Source organism: Marinobacter sp. C1S70, assembly GCF_000475355.1.
Classification (GTDB): domain Bacteria; phylum Pseudomonadota; class Gammaproteobacteria; order Pseudomonadales; family Oleiphilaceae; genus Marinobacter; species Marinobacter nauticus.
On record NZ_AXBW01000073.1, the window covers coordinates 397,372 to 415,586 of the forward strand.

Sequence of the window (18,215 nt, forward strand, 5' to 3'; positions counted from 1 at the left end):
TACTCGAAGGAGAGTTTTTACAGGCTCTCCCTGACACCCCAAGGAGACGGATTCATGAAAGCATTTTTTCATCCGACGCAGGACCTGCACGTCCCGAAGACGTATTTCACCCGAGGCCAGATGCGCCAGCCTCAGGAGGTGCCTGATCGCACCGGCCAGATGCTCGAAGGCCTGAAAGCCATGGGCATCCCGGTACTGCAGCCGGCCGACCAGGGCGCCGGCCCGATCTCCAAGGTGCACGACCTGGGTTACCTGCGATTCCTCGAATCCGCCCACCGGCGCTGGATGGAAATGGAAGACTGGGGCGACGAGGTAATGTCGAATATTTTCGTACGTTCCCCCAACGCCATGCGGGGCATCCTGGCAGAAGCCGCCTGTTACCTGGCAGACGGCAGCTGCCCCATTGGCGAGAATACCTGGAAAGCGGCCTACTGGTCGGCCCAGACCGCCCTGGGTGCCGCCGACGCGCTGATCGCCGGAGAGCGCAACGCCTACGCTGTGTGCAGGCCACCAGGCCATCACGCCCGCAAGGATGCCGCCGGTGGATTCTGCTACCTGAACAACGCCGCCATCGCGGCCGAGCACTTGAAGAGCAGGTTCCCGCGAACGGTGATCCTGGACACCGACATGCATCACGGCCAGGGCATTCAGGAGATCTTCTACGACCGCAGCGACGTGCTGTACATCTCCATCCACGGCGACCCCACCAATTTCTATCCGGTGGTCAGCGGCTTCGAGGACGAACGTGGGGAAGGAGAAGGCTATGGCTACAACATCAACCTGCCCATGCCCCACGGCTCCAGCGAGGACGATTTCTTCGCGAAACTGGATGAAGCCTTGGCCGCCATTCGCCTGTACCAGCCGGATGTGCTGATCCTGACCCTGGGCTTCGATATCTACAAGAACGACCCGCAGGCGAAAGTTTCGGTGACTTCCGAAGGCTTCTGTCGGCTGAGTACGCACCTTCGTCAGTTGGGCTTACCCACGCTGGTGGTGCAGGAAGGCGGGTATGACCTGGACGCCCTCAGCGAGAACGTCCAGCAGTTTTTCAAGGGGTTGGAGGGCTGATCAGACCGCCGGGGCATACACCTTGATATTGCCATGCCCCTCAGCCTTCAGGTGGCCGGCGTGCATGCGGCTCATGGTGCCCCGGTCACAGTACAGCAGGTACTGGCGGTTGCCCGGCAGTTCCGCCACCTGCTGATTCAACTCGTAGAAAGGAATCTTGAGCACGTCGTTGTTGGTCAGGGTCAGTGGCGAGCGTTCTTCTTCAGACGGGTGGCGAACGTCGATAATCACGTCATCTACCGACGGCGTCTGGATCAACTCCACCTCTTCCGGCGTCTGGGTGCTGTCCAGGAGCTGGCTGACCATGGTGTCGGTGCGGTTAGCGATGGCATCGGCCAGGGCGGCCGGGTCCATGTTCGCCTCTTCTTCCTCCACGCGATGCAGCTTGGCACGGGTGACCGGCTTGCTGGAAATCACGCCGCAATACTCCGGCATGTTGCGGGCAAACGGCTCGGTACCGATGTCCTTGGCAATTCGAATGATTTCCTGCTTGTCCATGGCAATCAGCGGGCGCAGCACCACCTCATCACTGGCACGGTCCACCACATTCAGGTTGGTCAAGGTCTGGCTGGAGACCTGAGCCACCGCATCGCCCATCACCAGCCCCGAGGCGTTGTAATCCCGGGCGATCTCGGCTGCGGCCTTGAGCATCATCCGCTTGAGCACCACACCCCAGTGGCGATGGTTGACCGAGCGCATGATCTCAGCGACCACACCCTCAAACGGCACAGAAATAAACTTGACGTTGTGGGACGAACCATAACGCTCCCACAGATAGTGAGCCACCTGGCGCACGCCCACTTCATGGGCCGCACCGCCCAGATTAAAGAACAGATAATGACTGCGAATGCCGCGGCGCATCATCAGGTAGGCAGCCACCGACGAGTCGTAGCCGCCGGAAATCAGCGTCATCACCGTTTCCACCGTCCCCAGCGGATAACCGCCAAGACCCTCATGGCGACGATGGGCAATATGGTAGCTGTCGTCCTTTACCTCAATACGAACTTCCAAATCCGGTGATTTCAGATCTACGCCTTTGGCGTCGGAGCCCTGCAACAACGCCGCGCCCACTGAACGCTCAAGGTCAATGGAACGGAAATCATGATCGCCATGGCGGCGGGCGCGAACGGCAAACGTCTTGCCTTTCAGGCGTTCGGCATAGGCCTGCACCGCCTTTTCGCCCACATCGTCAAGATCGACAAACGGAAACACCCCGATCTCCTGAATGGTCGAGATGCCGGGAATGCGCACCAGCTCATCAATCACCGGGCCGGCAAGGCTGCGGCCATCGGGCACATCCACATCCACCCGGTCCCAGCTGCCATCCACACGGATCTCCGGATCCAGACGGGCCAGTAATTTACGGATATTCTGCCGCAACTGGCGCATCTGCTGCTGGCGAACGGGTTTACTCTTGATAGCCACTTCAGGGGCGGGACGAATCAGCAATTTCATAAAAAAAGACTTTGATCGGAATAACGTCGGGTGGCGTAAAAGCCGGAAAGGCCTTAGTGTACCCTTTCGCCAAACTGGCTCAAAATCCGTCATTGCCGAAACCATCAGGAGCTTCACCACCGATGACTGAAACCACCATGAATGCCCTGGTCTCCCCCGAGGGCAGCCTCGAGATCCTTTCCAACTACGAGGTAAACCGGCTCAAGGACAAGAGCGAGGGTGGTCTGTATCGCCTGTTCCGTCAGTGTGCACTGGCCGTGCTCAATACCGGCGTCGAAACCGACGACTGTAAGGAATTGATGGAAGCCCACGCCGACTTCGATGTACGGCTGGTGCCCCAGCCCCGGGGACTGAAACTGGAGCTGATCAATGCGCCCGGCCACGCCTTTGTGGACGGCGAAATGCTACGTGCCATCCGGGAGCACCTGTTTTCTGTACTGCGCGATATCGTTTACAGCCATTCCCTGCCCAACAGCGTGGCCGGCTTCCGCAAAGACAACCCCGAAGACCTCACCAACCTGGTGTTCCACATTCTGCGCAACGCCAGGGTACTGGAGGCGGGGCGTCAGCCAGACCTGGTGGTGTGCTGGGGCGGCCATTCCATCAGCCACGACGAATACCAGTACAGCAAGGATGTCGGGCACCAGTTGGGGCTGCGCGGCCTGAGTATCTGCACCGGTTGCGGCCCGGGCGCCATGAAAGGCCCGATGAAAGGCGCCACCATCGGCCACGCCAAGCAACGGGTGAAGAATGGCCGTTACATCGGCATTACTGAGCCGGGCATTATCGGTGCCGAGGCGCCGAACCCGATTGTAAACGAGCTGGTGATCATGCCGGATATCGAGAAGCGTCTCGAGGCCTTTGTTCGCTGTGGCCATGGTGTGATTGTATTCCCGGGCGGCGTAGGCACCGCAGAGGAGATTCTGTACCTGCTCGGCATTCTGCTGCACCCGGACAACGTTGACCTGCCTTTCCCGGTGGTGTTTACCGGCCGCCAGGAAAATGCCGAATACTTCGAAATGATCGACAAGTTTATCCGCAACGCCCTGGGCGATGAGGCTGCCAGCAAATACGAGATCATCATCGATGATCCGATACGGGTCGCCCAGACCATGAAGCAGGGCATGAAAGACGTGGAGACCTTCCGCCGTGCCATGCAGGATGCCTACTACTTCAACTGGATGCTGAAGATAGATCCGGTATTCCAGCTACCGTTCGAGCCGAACCATGACAACATGCGGGCCCTGGAACTGCATCGCGATCAACCGGTTCACCTGATTGCGGCGAATCTGCGCAAAGCGTTCAGCGGGATTGTGGCGGGTAACGTGAAGGAAAGCGGAATCCGGCAGGTGCAGGAGAAAGGGCCGTTTGAAATCGCTGGTGACCCGACGCTGATCAAGCCTCTGGAGGCCATGCTGGAGCAGTTTGTGGCGCAGAACCGGATGAAGCTACCCGGGTCCTCAGCCTACCGTCCGAGCTATCGCATTGTCAGTGGTGCGGCCTGAGCCGCAACACTGACAAACACAACGTCTTACTTGCCGCCGTCGGCCGGCAGGCTGGCGTAGTAAGCTGCCAGGTTGGCAATGTCAGCATCGCTCAGGGCTGTGGCCTGACCCTGCATCACCGGAGCCTGTCCACCCTGACGCTGGCCTGCCTTGTACGCCTTCAGAGCTGCAACCAGGTACTGCTCTTTCTGGCCAGCCAGGTTCGGATAGATGGGCACCTGAGAGATACCGTTCTGGCCATGGCACGCGGCACAAACGGCGGCCTTGGCCTTACCAGCTTCGATGTCACCGGCGGCCATGGAAGCGACCGGTACCATCGCGCCAGCTGCGAACAGGCCCGCTACTGCAAGATGCTTCAGATTCATTGTGTTAACCCTCTCATCGTTTTAACGTTCACATTCCGGCATAAAACCGGTCAGTAACTCAGGTTTCACTTATAGCACACCCGCCCGTGAGCTCAAATGTGATAGATCAAGGACTTTCGTGCGACCATAGTCCTCTTTTACGCCTGAGCGTAGTGAACGACAGTACGAACAAACCACAAATACCCAATCAGAGATACCACCGGAGAACCAAGCCATGCCAGTTGAGGTACAGGAGCTCCCCTGCCGGGAAGGACACATCGGCCTGCTCACCCTGAACGAGCCGGGCACACTCAATGCCCTGACCGAGGAAATGGTCAACCAGGCGCAGCAGGCGCTGGCGCAATGGGCCGAGGATTCCCGTATCTGCCTGGTGGTTCTGCAGGGGGCGGGAGACCGGGCGTTCTGTGCCGGAGGCAACATCCGGGCCCTGTACCCGGCACTGACCGGCGATGGCGATAAAGCCGCACCCGCGCGGTTCTTTGCGGCGGAATACCGTCTCGACTTTACCCTGCACCGGTTCCCCAAGCCGGTGGTGGGCATGGCCGGCGGCATTGTCATGGGCGGGGGCCTGGGCTTGCTGGCGGCCTGCCGTTACCGGTTAATCTACCCGAATGTCACCATGGCAATGCCCGAGATCAGCATCGGTCTGTTCCCCGATGTGGGCGCGAGCTGGTTCCTGAACCGTCTCCCGGGCCGGCTCGGATTGTTTATGGGTCTGACTGGCGCTCGACTGAATGTCGCCGACGCCTTGCGAGTGGGCCTGGCGGATATGGTGATCGAAGCAGACCAGAGCAGCGCCCTGCTTGAACGACTGCAGGAGGAACGCTGGAGCGGTGAAACCGCCGCCGACGACAACCGCCTGTTCCGCCTGCTGAACCAGCTGGAAGCGCTGGATTACCGCACGCTGGCTCCGGGGCACCTGGAACAGCACGAACAGACCATCGCACGCCTGAGTGCAGGCGATGAGCTACCGGCCATCGTTGAAAAACTGGGGAATTCGGAGAGTACCGACCCCTGGTGGCAGGCGTGCATCCATACCCTGAAGACCGGCTGCCCGGTCACCGCCTGGCTGATCTGGCACCAGATACAGAAAGGCCAGCAGATGTCGTTGAAAGATGTGTTCCGTATGGAGCTGGCCATGGCCGAAGAGTGCACCCGGAGACCCGATCTGGCCGAGGGCATTCGCGCCCTGCTGGTAGACAAGGACCGCTCCCCAGAGTGGTCTTACGCCTCGGTTGCCGAAGTGCCGCAAGAGGTGGTTGAACGGCATTTCCAGCCGGTGTGGGATGACACGACCGACCCAATGATGCTGGACAGCCTCTGAATCAGCGGGCGGCGCCCGCCTGCACCAGCAGCATTTCAAGATCCTGATTGTTGCTGGCGCGGGCAAGATCCAGAGCGGTGGTGCCATCCGCCCGGCGATAGTGCACATCGGCACCGGCCGCCAGCAGCATCTCGGCGGTCAGAAGGTCACCGCTGGCCACCACTTTCATCAACAGGGATTCGCCACCCTGGCTGACGTTCACGTTGGCGCCCGCCGCCAGCAAGGCCCGGACCACCGCAAGATGACCATTTTCAGCAGCCTGGATAACCGCGGTATTGCCGTCGGCACTGCGTGCATTCACCTCTGCGCCCGCAGCCAGTAACAACCGGACAATGCGGCGGTTACCGTTGGTGGCAGCCACCATAAGCGGGGTTTGCTCCGCTCCGGCCTGGGCATCCGGCCTTACCCCTTTGGACAGCAGCTCAAGTACCGCCCGATCCTCATTGGCGCGCACCGCAGCCATCAGTTCCTCCGGGCCGGCATCGGCCTCTCCGGTTTCAGGTGCTGACCCGGTTGTACTGCATCCGGCCAGCAGCGTCAGTGCCAGGAAAAATACCAGGTGGAAATAGCTGCTCGCGTCCCTGCCCATGTCGGAAGTCTCTTGTTTGCGTTTTGCAGCTATTCTGCTCAGCCAGTCACCGGAATTAAATCGAACCGGTCACAACTCCGTCTCGTTTTGCAGAAGTTCTCGAGCCAGCAACCGCAGCTGCGCCTCTGCATCGCGCTGGCCCCGGCACAGGCCGGCCTCCTGCAACTGCACCCAGGACCAGCCCTGCAATACCGCACGACACCAGAGCTTTGCCTCCGGATGGCTTTGAATTCGGTGAGCCATACCCTTGCAGGCAGAGAGCTCCTGCAAAACCGGCAAGGTTAGTTCAAAGCCGCGAAAGCCATACGCGAAGTTAGTCAGATCCCGGCGATCATCGTCGTCCAGCCACGCCGATGATGGCAGGGCGTCGCAGATGGCCAGCAATAGTTCATGGTCCAGTTGGCACCAATGGCGGGACACCAGATGTTGCCAGTGTCGGGCGAACCGGCTGCTCAGCTGTTGCTGAAGCTGCTGCCCCGGCTCAGAGGTGCCCATCAGCATTTGCAGGGGAAACTCTCCGGTGGACGCCTCCTGGCTCAGCCCCATACGCACGATGCGCAGGCCACATCGGTGCCAGAACGCCAACAAACCCGGTTCGCCGCCAAAGCTGGTACCCAATGCATCCATTCCATCCTGAACGCAGGCCTCACGGGCAGCCGCCACCAACCGTTGGCCGACCCCAAGCCTGCGTGCCGATTCCGCTACCGCTACGCGGACCACTCGAAGGGTTTTCAGGGTAGCAGCGGCGGGGGCGCCGCCATGATTGGCCAGTGACTGGGCCAGCATATGGCCCCTGAGCCGTCGTTTTCCAGCGACCACCTCTTCAGCCAGATCAGGTGCCAGGCCACCTTCGGTGGATGCCCAGAGCAAGCCGATGGTCCGCCCCTCTGCGCTGGCCCGCCAGGTCATCGCGGCGGGGTCATCCAGCCATTGCCGAAGATCGGCGGGCGTGGTCCGGTAATGGGCATTGACCAGCAGACCAAAGGCCTCCGCCAGGGTCTGTTCGCTGGCCGCGGCAGGTTGCCAGCGTTCAATGTGTACGTCGCCGGCGACGAACGGTTGCGGCTCCGGCGCGTCTGCCGATAACAGATACAGCTGGAAAACCAGTCGCTCCAGCGGGTCGCCCTGCGCCCAGCGAATGGGCTCGCGAACGCTAACGGCGCGCCAGTTCGGAGTTTCCTGCTCCAGAATCTGTCGAAAACGCAAGGCAAAGCCCCGGCCGGTACCTTCATAGCCATGCACCGTACTGGCAAACACCACCCTCGGCCAGCCCAGCAACACGGCTTTCAACCACTGGGCCGGCAAACCCGCCGCTTCATCGACCATGACCACTTCCGCCTCCGGCCGCTGCGACAGCAGTTCCTGTGGCGGCAGAAAGCAAAGTTCGTGACCGGACCGGGTGGTCAGATGGGTCGCCGTATCCAGTGCCAGAGCATCACCCAGTGCCTGCCGGGCGTGAGCGAACAGGGTAGCCACGTTATCAGCCGAAGGTGCCGTTACCAGCACCCGTTTCCGGCCGGTTTCGAGCAAGCGGGCAGCAGCCATGCCAAGGGCCGAAGATTTGCCTCGGCCGCGATCGGCAGTAATCACCAGCGGCCGTCGGCGGCGGCCCTGGCCAGCGCGCACAACGTCGGCAACCAGCGTCTGCTGCTCGGCCGTCTGCCCGGGTTGAAAGCCCGTCCTGACCGGTTCCGGCCGGTTAAGATCAGGCACGCTGGCATCTTCCGCCACAAGCCGAATGACATCGGGATCTTCGGCCAGTATCGCCGCCAACCGGGCAGCAAAGGGATGAGCACTCGTCCGATCCAGCCCGGTTCGGCCATAGTCCGGATCGTCAAAGTTCGACCACTTCGCCAGCGGGGGCATCAACCAGAACAGCAATCCACCGGCCCGCAATGTGCCGGACAGTGCCGCAAACGCGTCTGGAGACGTTCCCTCCCAGCCATCCCAGACCAGCACGGGCAGTTCCCGGCCCAGTACACGCCGGTAATCTTTGACACGGATATGGCCAAGCCCGGCCATGATCGCATCCTGTTCACGACCGACCCATAGCCCCTGCGCGGCCGACAATTCCGGCAAGAGCCCGGCTACCCGGGCTATCGCAGCCTGCCGATCACCCTCAACCAAGACCAGCCGGCGATGGCCGCGAGCTGCCAGGATGTGCTGGAACGCGCGCCAGCCTGAGGCGATTGTCTCGGTTTTATCATTCACGTCAATTCGGACCTGCTGGCCATAAGAAGGTATTTGCGCCTGAGCTATGCCGGGATTATGCGGCAGCGCTATCCGCACTACCAGTTGGCCAGTACAATAGCGACTATGCCGAGCCAAACCCAAGCCCCCGACCACCTGTCCCTACCGGATTACCTGACCGACGAGCAGCGCGCCATCATCACCTCCGGCTACGAGCACGCGGTGATAACCGCCGTCGCGGGCAGTGGCAAAACCTCCACGCTGGCCTGGCGCATCCGCTACCTGCTAGCCCAGGGCCACGATCCGGACCGGATGCTGGTGCTGATGTTCAACCGCAGCGCCAAGGTGGACTTTGAGCGCAAGTTACAGTCCGTCTGCGATCAGAGCGGGCTGGCTCTGCCGGAAATCCGCACCTACCACGCCATGGGCCTGCGGCTGTATCGTCGGTTCGTCCGCGAAGGCTATCTGCCGGGCTTTTCGGAAAAGATCCTGACCGAACAGGAGATCGGCTTCCAGGCCTGGCTGCTGACCCGGCGGCTGGCACCGGAGGAACTGGCCGATGAAATCCGCCGCAACAAGAAGGATTTTGTCGAAACCGCCACCGGCTTTATCGACCGCGTCAAAACCGGGCTGGCACCCGCGGAGGTGGTGTTCGAGGAGCTGGGCTACTCCGACAAACACCGCTACCTGATTGACCTGTTCCATTCCTTCGAGCAGTGGCGTAAAAGCGAAAGCCGTATCAGCTACGCCGACATGCTGTATGAGCCGGTGATGGCCATCCATCAGAACCCGCCATTGCAGCGCCTGGTGGGTAACAAAATGGATCTGATCCTGGTGGACGAGTACCAGGACACCAACGAGATCCAGCACCTGCTTCTGCGTTATGTGGCCGGTGACCGCGCCCGGGTAACCGTGGTCGGCGACCCGGACCAGACCATCTACGAATTCCGTGGTGCCCGGCCCGAGTTCATTCTGCGCAAGTTCAGTGATGAGTTTGAAAGCCCGCTGGAGCAGACCCTTAGCTACACCTTCCGTTACGGCCACCGGGTGGCACTGCTGGCCAACCATCTGATCTGCCACAACACCGGCCGCCGGGATGTGATGTGCCATTCCCACCCGGGTACCCCCGACACCGAAATCCATCTACATCAGGCCGAAAACGATGGCAACCAGGTGCTTTCTATCCTGCAGGGACTCGCGCCGGAACAACAGAGCCAGAGCGCCATCCTGTTCCGGGTCTGGAGCCAGAGCGTGCCGATTGAACTGAAACTGCTGGCACGCCAGATCCCCTACCGGATCGACGCCGGTAAGGGCGCGCTGTTCAGCCGCGAGGTTCAGGCGGTGCAGGCCTTGCTGCTGGTGGTTACCCGTCGGCTCGACAAGCTCGCAGAAAATGACCGACTGGACATTGCCCGCCAGATTCTGAGGTTCCCCCATGTGGGCCTGAAAGAACCGGAACTGGAAAACCTGGCCCGGTTCCTGGCGGCGTTCGACACCGGCTGGCACGAACGGCTGCTCAGTCTGGATTTCGACGCCCTGGCGCCCATGGCGGCCAGAAAGCTGAAAAAACTCGGTGAAGTCCTGCAGCAACTCGACCGCTATCAGGGGCCGGTAGCTGGCCTGATCACCGTCTATGCCGAGCACATGGATCTCTATGAGGGTATTCGCAGTCTCGCACTGACCCATGACAGTGCCGAGGAGCGGATTGATACCATTCAGGGTTTTCGCGACTACCTGAAAAGCCTGGAAGTCAATGCCGACGGAGCCCTGGACCACCTGAGCCTGCTGAAACAACAGGCCAGCGAACATCGGGACGAGGGTGTCCTGCTGTCCACCATTCACCGGACCAAGGGACTGGAATGGCCCGTGGTAATCATTCCCGGCCTGCAGGAGAAATATCTGCCCTACAGCCCGCGTCCCCAGGACGATGCCCGGGCCCTGCTGGAAAGCGAGCGCAGGCTGCTTTACGTGGGCATGACCCGCACCCGCCACCATCTGCACCTGATTACCCGGCCCACCCCGGCCAGCCCGCATCTGTCGGGCGACCAAGGTCCCAGTCGATTTGTTTCCGAACTGTGCTTTGGATTAGCCCAGGAACTCGGCTCCGCGCTGGATACCGGTACTGCCCCGACAGACCAGCCCCTGAGGCTGGATCACCCATTAACCCCCGTGAGTCTGCGATACGCTGAACGCGAGGGCGTTCAGCTGGAAAGTGAAGGAACGGTCAGCCAAAACACGGCGGAACCAGTGTGGCATCAGCAGCGTCTGACCCATGCCATCTTTGGCACGGGCGAGGTTATCTCGGAAGATGAAAGCTCGTTCGAGGTCCGGTTTGGCAATGGCGACACGCTGAATTTCAGTAAAAAAAGCGCGCACCTGTATTTCAGGCCAGCGGGTGATTGATCTGTCGCTTGTGAAGGCTGCGTACAAATGCGAAGACGTCGAGAGATGCCAAATTTTGTGTTTTATGGCTTACTGGCCTAGATTTTCAGTAACGTGGTGTTTTACCGGAGTTTATCCGTCTTCAACGGAGACAGCTTCAGGACATAATAATCAGACAGGAGGTTCTGCATGAAACTCATGCGCCCGGTCGCTCTGGCCGCCCTTGCAACATCCCTTACGACGCCAGCCCTGGCGGAACGCCAGGAAACCATCTACATCAACCCGTTTGCCGGCTTCCAGCTCTTTGACGATAAACGGGACCTGAGTGAAACCGGCACCTTCGGTGTTGGTGTTGAGTACCGTTTCCGCCCTCACTGGTCAGTCGAAGCCGTGTACTCACGGGCCGATGCCGACCGCAAATATGTGTCTGGCGAATCCGATTTCGACGAAGTCCGGGTAGACGGCACCTATTACTTCGCGGGCCCGGAAGCTGCCTGGAACCCTTACGTTTCTCTTGGTGCAGGCCATGCCGACTTCGGGCTGGGAGATTCCATTTCCTACCGCTCGGCAGGTACCGATCACGATGAAACCCGTGTCAATGTGGGTACCGGCTTCCGCTACAACGTCAGTGATGGCATCTCCATTCGTGGCGATCTGCGGGAATTCCATGGCATTGATGAAAGCACCTTCGACACCATGGTCTCGCTTGGCTTGAGCTGGGCCTTTACCCGCACGGTTTCTGCCCCGGCCCCGAAAGCCCCGGCCGATGCCGACAACGACGGCGTGCCCGATAATCGCGACCAGTGCCCGGGCACACCGGCCGGGGCCAGCGTCGACAGCCGCGGCTGCGAACTGGACAGCGACAATGACGGCGTGGCGGACAGCCGCGACCAGTGTCCCAACACCCCAGCCGGGGCCGAGGTTAACAGTCGCGGCTGTGAGCTCGACAGCGACAACGATGGTGTGGTGAACAGCCAGGATCAATGCCCGGACACCACCGCGGGCGCCACGGTGGATGAAACCGGCTGTGAGGGCATTACTGAAACGGTGGAAACCATTGAACTGCGGGTTCAGTTCCCCACCAACAGCTCTGTTATCGACAACGCCTATGACAACGAAATTCGTCGCGTCGCCGATTTCATGGAGGAATACCCGGAAACCACCGTTGAGATCGCTGGCCATACCGACAGCGCCGGTGAAGCGGGCTATAACCAGTTCCTGTCCCAGCGCCGGGCGGAAGCGGTTGCCGGTCGACTGACCGGGCCTCTGGGTGTCGATCCGGACCGTGTCAGCGCAGTGGGCTATGGTGAAGCCGAGCCTGTTGCCACCAATGATACGCCGGCTGGCCGTGCCCAGAACCGTCGTGTTGAGGCACGCATCCAGGTTCGCCGTTAAGGCAATCCGGGCAACCTCGGTAAGGCGCCTTCGGGCGCCTTTCTTTTTGATTCCGCAGTCAGAAAGCGCTCAGGCTTTCAACCGCCCTCACGTTCTGCATCCAGTAACAGGTTTCTTGGCGTCAGCTGACGATCACAGAAGATACCCAGTCGAACCCGGTAACCCTGTTCTTCCAGAAACACGGCATAGTCCAGGACCAGCCAGAGCTCCAGGGGCCGCCGGAAAAGATGGCGCAGCAGTTCATGCCGGCGCACCTGACGATATCGCGCCTCACCGCGCGCCAGCCATTCTGCCCAGTCAACATCGGCGGGCAGAGTCAGTTGTTTCTTTGCCGCCGCCCAGCGACAGAAGTCCTCGAAACGGCCATTATTGAGCCGGGCCGGGTGCGACGGCACCGGCAGGTAGTGCCCGTTGCCGGTCAGCTCCCGTTGCAGCGCATCGAACCCCAGACGCCAGGTACTGATGCGCATGGTTTGCTCGCGCACACGCTCCGGTGCCGTGACCGTCTCCTGAACCGCCAGCCTCAGATCGTTGCGGTCTACCGACAAACACTCGCCATACTCCCGGGTTTGCCGGGCCTGCAGCTGATACCGTCCCCCCCCGGTCAAGTGGTAGCAGCAAGGTGAGAGACTGAGCCGGGGCAAACGCGCCTGGGCACCAGATTGCATCAGCCGGCGGTGCAGATCGCCACAGGCGTGCAGCGCCACCCCATGGTGGCGCTCAGGCAATTTAAGCCCATCGACCATCACATCCTGATGAGACAAGCGAACCGGGTCGCCGTAGTGTTCGGCCAGGCGGTTGCCATCGGTCACCAGTTCCGGATTCCACTCAAATCCGGTTACCTGCACCGCACCCCGCCTGGCCAGGGTCCGGCCCAGGTGCCCCTTGCCACAACACCAGTCCAGTACCGGATAGCCCAGGGGTGAAATTGCAGCGGCGAATGCGCCGGCCTGCTGTCGTTTTCGGCCAGGCATATCAACGGCGGCCACCTCCGCCAGTTCCGCCTGCCGGCCCTCGGCCTCGGTCGCCAGACGGGGTAAATCAAGCAGATCCCGGTACCGGGCCAGTGCCGGGACATACCCGGCTAACACCGAGGACAGTTCCGGGAGCCGCTCCTCCCAGTCCTGACAGTCCCCCTCTGGAAGCGCCTCCAGCCAGCGCGCCAGGTCCGGATGCGCGTCGCGCCAGGCGGGGGCAGGTTCCATGAACGGGATGGGGCGCCAGAGTGGCTCCAGTTCCCGCAGCCAGTCATTCAAAGACTGCCAGCGCTGGTAAAAACAACCCGAGGCTTGGTGTAAACTCGCCGCCGGAGGTAATGTCATGAAACTGGCCTTTGTACTGGTTGAACCGAAAGTCCCGGAAAATGTCGGCGCCGCTGCGCGGGCCCTGTGCGATCTGCTTACCGGCTTTCCGATGGCGGTCAGCTATCCGTCCCTGAATCTGTCCCAGGCGGTCATGCTGTATGCCTGGGAGCTGTCCGGACTGGCGCGCCAGAGTAACAGCACGCCCGAGGTCGCCTCGGATGCCAGCCTCGGCGCCTTGCGACAACGCCTGGAAACACTGTTACCGGCGCTGGAGGCACCGGCCGACAGCAAGCTGTCGCAGTGGGTATTCCAGCGCCTGCCCATGCTTTCCGAACGGGACGTCGGCTTTGCTCACACCCTGTGCGGCAACCTCGAGCGCAAACTCTGAGCCTATTCCTGGAACCTTCCGGGCCGGAAGGCATCCAGTGGCACCGCCGGCTCCTCACCGTCGATGACCTGGGCAATCACCGAGGCGCTGCCCGCCGACAGGGTCCAGCCGAAGGTGCCATGGCCGGTATTCAGAAACAGGTTCCGGCGGGGTCCGCGACCAATAATGGCCGGGCCATCCGGAGTCATGGGGCGGAAACCGGTCCAGGTTTCGGCAGCCTCAAGATCCGCGCAGCCGGGAAAGCGTGAACGCACGGATTTCTTGATAGTGGCGATGCGCGCCTCAGGAATGTCGCGATTGAAGTCCGCCAATTCGACAAAGCCCGTGGCCCGGAGCCGATTACCCAACCGGGTAGACACCACCTTCAGGTTATCGTCGTGGATCGTGCTGGCCGGGGCCTTGTCCGGATCACTCAGGGGCACCGTCAGGCTGTAACCCTTGACCGGGTAGATCGGGAGGTCCAGCCCGAGGGGCCGAACCAGCTGCGGTGACCAGCATCCGGCGCAAACCACCACCGCATCGGCTTCCAGGGTGACCAATTCGCCGCTGCGGGCTCGATACTCGAGCCCGTTCACAGTTTCATCATCAGACAACAGCCGCTCAACCTCGACACCATAGTGAAAACTTGCACCTTGCTGCTCACACACCTGCGCCAGTGCCCGGGAAAACAGGTGGCAATCGCCGGTGCCGTCCGTGTCATAGCTGATGGCACCATAGAGAGGTCCATCTCCGGTCATACCCGGCTCCACGGCGCGCACCTGCTCGGGCGTGAGCAGCCGCGAGGCGATGCCCAGCTCATTCAGCAGGTCGTGGATCTCACGATAACCGTCCATGGCCTCAGGGCTGCTGGCCAGGTGCAGAAGGCCCTTGTGGTCGCCATCAAAGTTCAGGTCATGCTCCTGTTCCAGAGCCAGAAATCGCTCCCGACTGTGGACACCCAGGCGCAGCATGGCCCGCTTGTTGAGACCAAACAGGCCAGGACTCCAGGCATAGCGCAGGGTGGCAAACATAAATTTGACGGCGTCGACCGAAGGCGGCACCCGCAGCTTGAGCGGGCCGTCGGTTTTCAACAGCCAGGGCAGTGCCTTGAAGACCATGGAGGGATCAGCCCAGGGGTAAACCACGCCGTAAGACCGCTGGGCGGCGTTGCCTTTGCTGGTCTCGTTACCGGCAAGGTCGTGTCGCTCCAGCAGGGTTACCTGATGCCCCCGGCGAATCAGTTCCCTGGCGGTGGTGACACCGACCACGCCACCCCCTACCACTGCGATGTGCATATTGCCTCCATTAGCTGACGCCATTCGCTGCCAGCAGCTGACGATAGTCTTCCAGTACATCCGGATGCTCCGCCGGGTAGTCCGGCGCAAGCTGTTTCAGCACCCCGGCCAGCAAGGCCGCCACAATCGCCCGGGCCTGGGGTTTGCGGTCCCCGGGCACAATGAACCAGGGCGCTTCCTCGGTGTGGGTCTGCGCCAGGGCTTCCTCGGCGAAGGCCTGATAACGGGCGCGCTGCTTCCAGCCCTCGATGTCGGAGCGGTCAAACTTCCAGCGCTTCCTGGGCTTGTCCAGGCGTTTGAGCAATCGCTGTTTATGTTCATCCTCGGAGAGGTTGAGCCAGATTTTTACGACACAGGTGCCTTCGCTGACCAGGTGACGCTCAAAATTCCGTATGGCCTCGAACCGGGCCGGCCAGTGATAGGTGCCGGCATCTCGCACGGGCCATACTCGCTCGCCGATGACGGCCTCGTGATGACTGCGGTTGAAGGCCACCATCTGGCCATAGGCGGGGAGATAGGGTGTCACCCGCCAGAGAAAATCATGAGCGGCTTCCGATGCATTGGGTCGCCCGAATGACCAGGCGTGAAAGCCGGCCGGATCAGCGTAGGTGGCCAGCGTCCGGATCAGGCTGTCCTTGCCGCTGGTGTCCGGGCCATGGATGACGACCAGCAATGCCTGCTTACGATTGGCCCACAACCGCCGCTGGTACTCTCCGATCTCCTCCAGACTGGCTTCAAGCGCAGGCAACTTGTCGTCGCCCTCATACAGCGACGGATAACCTTCGAGAGCCGGTTGATCAGGATTCAAGAACCAGGAACGGGCAAATGCCGTATATTTCATCAAGGAAACTCCCTATCGCCCCGTTGCAGGTCAATAATCGTACAAAGTGATACACTTACGTGATCAGATTCTCAGAATAGCATCCATACACCGACCCTGATGGAGTCTAGTACCCTGGCATGAGCAAGAAACGTCGTGAGATTCCCGTATTTGATCATCCGATCATCGAGACCCACTGCCATCTGGACTACCTGAAAGACCGGCCGTTGTCCGATACTCTGGAGCAAAGCCAGCGGGTCAACATCGAAAAGGTGATCACCATTGCGGTGTCGCCAGATAACCTCGCCGCCGTGCGCGAACTGGCGGGTTCCGCTGACTGGGTGTTTGGCACCCAGGGCATTCATCCCCATGAAGCGGAAACCTATACTGATGAGGTGGAAGCGGAAATCCGCCAGCATGCCACCGACGACAAGATCGTGGCCGTGGGCGAGATCGGGCTGGATTATTTCTACGACAATGCCGATCGCTCCGTGCAACGAGAGGTGTTTCGCCGGCAGCTTCAGATTGCCTGCGACAGCGACCGTCCGGTGGTGATTCACAGCCGCGACGCCGACGACGATACCATAGCTATTCTGAAAGAGTTCGAGCATTCTCTTGAGCGCCGGGGGGTTATTCACAGCTTCACCTCCGGGCCCGGGCTGGCACGATACGCCATCGACCAGGGCTGGTGCCTGGGCTTCAACGGCATCACCACTTTCAATAAGGCCGAGAACGTGCGCGATATCGTACGCATGACGCCCATCGAACAGATCCTGCTGGAAACCGATGCCCCGTTCCTGACACCCGTACCCTATCGCGGCCGTGAAAACGCACCGTTTTACCTGCCGTTCGTGGCCGAGAAAATTGCCGACGTTAAGGAGTTGCCGATGGATCAGGTATTAAGTCAGACCTATCAAAATAGCCTGAGAACGTTTTTCCCCCATCAATGATCAAGCGCATTCCTGTCTCCGCCCTGAAGGTCGGCATGTACATCACCGACCTGAACAACGACTGGATCCCCCATAACACCCAGCGCAAGCAAGGGGTGATCAAGCGGGAAGAGACCATTGAAAAAATCCGCAAGATGGGCGTGCAATATATCTACATTGATGTCACCCGTGGCGCCGACTGCCAGGATTCCGAGCCGGCGGCGCATGTGGATCAGCGCAATGAAACGGCCCTGCAGAACGCCGGAGCCCTGAAGCCGGGATACACCCCGAAGGCCCCTCTGGCAGAAGAAATAGTTATTGCTCAACAGGTGCACAGCCAGGCCCAAAGCCTGGTGGGCAGTTTCATGAACAACGTCAAGATTGGTGGTGCAATTGATGTGGCCCCGATTCACCAGCTCGCAGACGAGCTGCAAAATTCGGTACTACGCAATGCCAATGCCCTGAGTTGCCTGGGACGGATCCGCGAGAAAGACAATTACCTGTTGGAACACTCAGTCAATCTGAGCGTATTGATGTCACTGTTCGGACATTACCGGCAACTCTCTCAGGATGTTCTGCACCAGACCATCGTAGGCGCTTTGTTGCACGACATCGGAAAAATTCTTACGCCCGATGAGGTTCTGCACAAACCTGGCCGACTGACGGCGGAAGAATTCGAGGTCATGAAGCTGCACGCCCGCCATTCCCGTGACATTCTTGCCAGCACCGAAGGCATCGGCGAGATCACCGTGATAACCGCCGCCCAACATCATGAGAAACTGGACGGCAGCGGCTATCCAGAAGGTCTCAAAGGCGACGAAATCACCGAGTACGGACGCATGGTTGCCATCACGGATGTTTACGATGCCATCACTGCCGACCGGGTTTACCACAAAGGCCTGACGCCGACTCAAGGGCTGAAGAAACTGCTGGAGTGGTCCGGGGATCACCTGGATCCGACGCTGGTGAAACAGTTTATCCGTTGCGTTGGGCTGTACCCGATAGGTTCATTGGTCTTGCTTGAAAGCGGCAAGCTGGGCGTGGTCATCGAAACGAATGAATCTGACCAGAGATTGCCCGTGGTGCGCGTTATGTACAACACGAAGTTCCGAATGCCTGTAACCGTGCATACCATCGATCTGTCTCGCCCCGGCAACCAGGACCGGATCGTTCGGGCGGTCGATCCAGACGATTACAAACTCGACATCCGGAAGTTTCTGGTCTGAC

The 18,215-nt window shown here is 60.4% G+C and carries 15 protein-coding genes; 8 read left to right on the top strand and 7 right to left on the bottom strand.

Annotation, left to right across the window (positions count from 1 at the left end):
- Positions 1 to 54: 54 nt before the first annotated feature.
- A complete protein-coding gene (locus tag Q669_RS17245; RefSeq protein WP_022993227.1) occupies positions 55 to 1,068 on the top strand; it encodes a histone deacetylase family protein in 1,014 nt (337 codons plus the stop codon).
- Here Q669_RS17245 and thiI read toward each other — a convergent pair whose 3' ends face one another.
- On the bottom strand, positions 1,069 to 2,523 hold the full coding sequence (thiI, locus tag Q669_RS17250; RefSeq protein WP_022993228.1) for a tRNA uracil 4-sulfurtransferase ThiI: 1,455 nt from the start codon (positions 2,521 to 2,523) through the stop codon (positions 1,069 to 1,071).
- 122 nt (positions 2,524 to 2,645) lie between these two features.
- Between thiI and ppnN the strand changes: the two genes are divergently transcribed.
- Complete coding sequence (gene ppnN, locus Q669_RS17255; protein ID WP_011787057.1) at positions 2,646 to 4,028, top strand: nucleotide 5'-monophosphate nucleosidase PpnN; 1,383 nt, start codon at positions 2,646 to 2,648, stop codon at positions 4,026 to 4,028.
- A 26-nt stretch (positions 4,029 to 4,054) separates the two neighbouring features.
- Here ppnN and Q669_RS17260 read toward each other — a convergent pair whose 3' ends face one another.
- Entirely contained in the window at positions 4,055 to 4,393 is a 339-nt protein-coding gene (locus tag Q669_RS17260) for a c-type cytochrome (RefSeq protein WP_011787058.1), read from the bottom strand.
- A gap of 214 nt (positions 4,394 to 4,607) precedes the next feature.
- On the opposite strand from Q669_RS17260, the gene Q669_RS17265 reads away from it, so the two are divergent.
- Positions 4,608 to 5,717: an enoyl-CoA hydratase/isomerase family protein gene (locus tag Q669_RS17265; RefSeq protein WP_011787059.1), complete on the top strand. Its 1,110-nt coding sequence runs from the start codon at positions 4,608 to 4,610 to the stop codon at positions 5,715 to 5,717.
- A 1-nt stretch (position 5,718) separates the two neighbouring features.
- Here the strand turns inward: Q669_RS17265 and Q669_RS17270 are convergent, their stop codons facing one another.
- Together Q669_RS17270 and Q669_RS17275 are read right to left on the bottom strand one after the other, a co-directional pair.
- Positions 5,719 to 6,306, bottom strand: coding sequence for an ankyrin repeat domain-containing protein (locus Q669_RS17270; protein ID WP_022993229.1), 588 nt, complete (start codon positions 6,304 to 6,306; stop codon positions 5,719 to 5,721).
- A gap of 69 nt (positions 6,307 to 6,375) precedes the next feature.
- Positions 6,376 to 8,517, bottom strand: coding sequence for a tRNA(Met) cytidine acetyltransferase TmcA (locus Q669_RS17275; RefSeq protein ID WP_022993230.1), 2,142 nt, complete (start codon positions 8,515 to 8,517; stop codon positions 6,376 to 6,378).
- A 57-nt stretch (positions 8,518 to 8,574) separates the two neighbouring features.
- On the opposite strand from Q669_RS17275, the gene Q669_RS17280 reads away from it, so the two are divergent.
- Together Q669_RS17280 and Q669_RS17285 are read left to right on the top strand one after the other, a co-directional pair.
- Positions 8,575 to 10,899: an ATP-dependent helicase gene (locus Q669_RS17280; protein ID WP_022993231.1), complete on the top strand. Its 2,325-nt coding sequence runs from the start codon at positions 8,575 to 8,577 to the stop codon at positions 10,897 to 10,899.
- Positions 10,900 to 11,067: 168 nt separating this feature from the next.
- Entirely contained in the window at positions 11,068 to 12,273 is a 1,206-nt protein-coding gene (locus tag Q669_RS17285; protein ID WP_022993232.1) for an OmpA family protein, read from the top strand.
- A gap of 77 nt (positions 12,274 to 12,350) precedes the next feature.
- On the opposite strand, the gene Q669_RS17290 is transcribed toward Q669_RS17285, so the two are convergent.
- Positions 12,351 to 13,595 (bottom strand): methyltransferase, encoded by a 1,245-nt coding sequence (locus tag Q669_RS17290; protein ID WP_036149911.1) that lies wholly within the window; start codon positions 13,593 to 13,595, stop codon positions 12,351 to 12,353.
- Here Q669_RS17290 and Q669_RS17295 point away from each other — a divergent pair.
- The gene (locus Q669_RS17295) at positions 13,594 to 13,965 is read left to right on the top strand and encodes a hypothetical protein (RefSeq protein WP_022993234.1); all 372 of its coding nucleotides are present in this window, start codon (positions 13,594 to 13,596) and stop codon (positions 13,963 to 13,965) included. The two genes, Q669_RS17290 and Q669_RS17295, sit on opposite strands and share 2 nt — an antisense overlap.
- 2 nt (positions 13,966 to 13,967) lie before the next feature.
- On the opposite strand, the gene Q669_RS17300 is transcribed toward Q669_RS17295, so the two are convergent.
- Positions 13,968 to 15,239 (bottom strand): D-amino acid dehydrogenase, encoded by a 1,272-nt coding sequence (locus Q669_RS17300; protein ID WP_022993235.1) that lies wholly within the window; start codon positions 15,237 to 15,239, stop codon positions 13,968 to 13,970.
- Positions 15,240 to 15,249: 10 nt separating this feature from the next.
- Positions 15,250 to 16,080 (bottom strand): polyphosphate kinase 2 family protein, encoded by an 831-nt coding sequence (locus Q669_RS17305; RefSeq protein ID WP_022993236.1) that lies wholly within the window; start codon positions 16,078 to 16,080, stop codon positions 15,250 to 15,252.
- Positions 16,081 to 16,199: 119 nt separating this feature from the next.
- On the opposite strand from Q669_RS17305, the gene Q669_RS17310 reads away from it, so the two are divergent.
- Entirely contained in the window at positions 16,200 to 17,009 is an 810-nt protein-coding gene (locus Q669_RS17310) for a TatD family hydrolase (protein ID WP_022993237.1), read from the top strand.
- Positions 17,006 to 18,214 (top strand): HD-GYP domain-containing protein, encoded by a 1,209-nt coding sequence (locus Q669_RS17315; protein ID WP_022993238.1) that lies wholly within the window; start codon positions 17,006 to 17,008, stop codon positions 18,212 to 18,214. Before Q669_RS17310 ends, Q669_RS17315 begins: the two co-directional genes overlap by 4 nt.
- Position 18,215 lies beyond the last annotated feature (1 nt).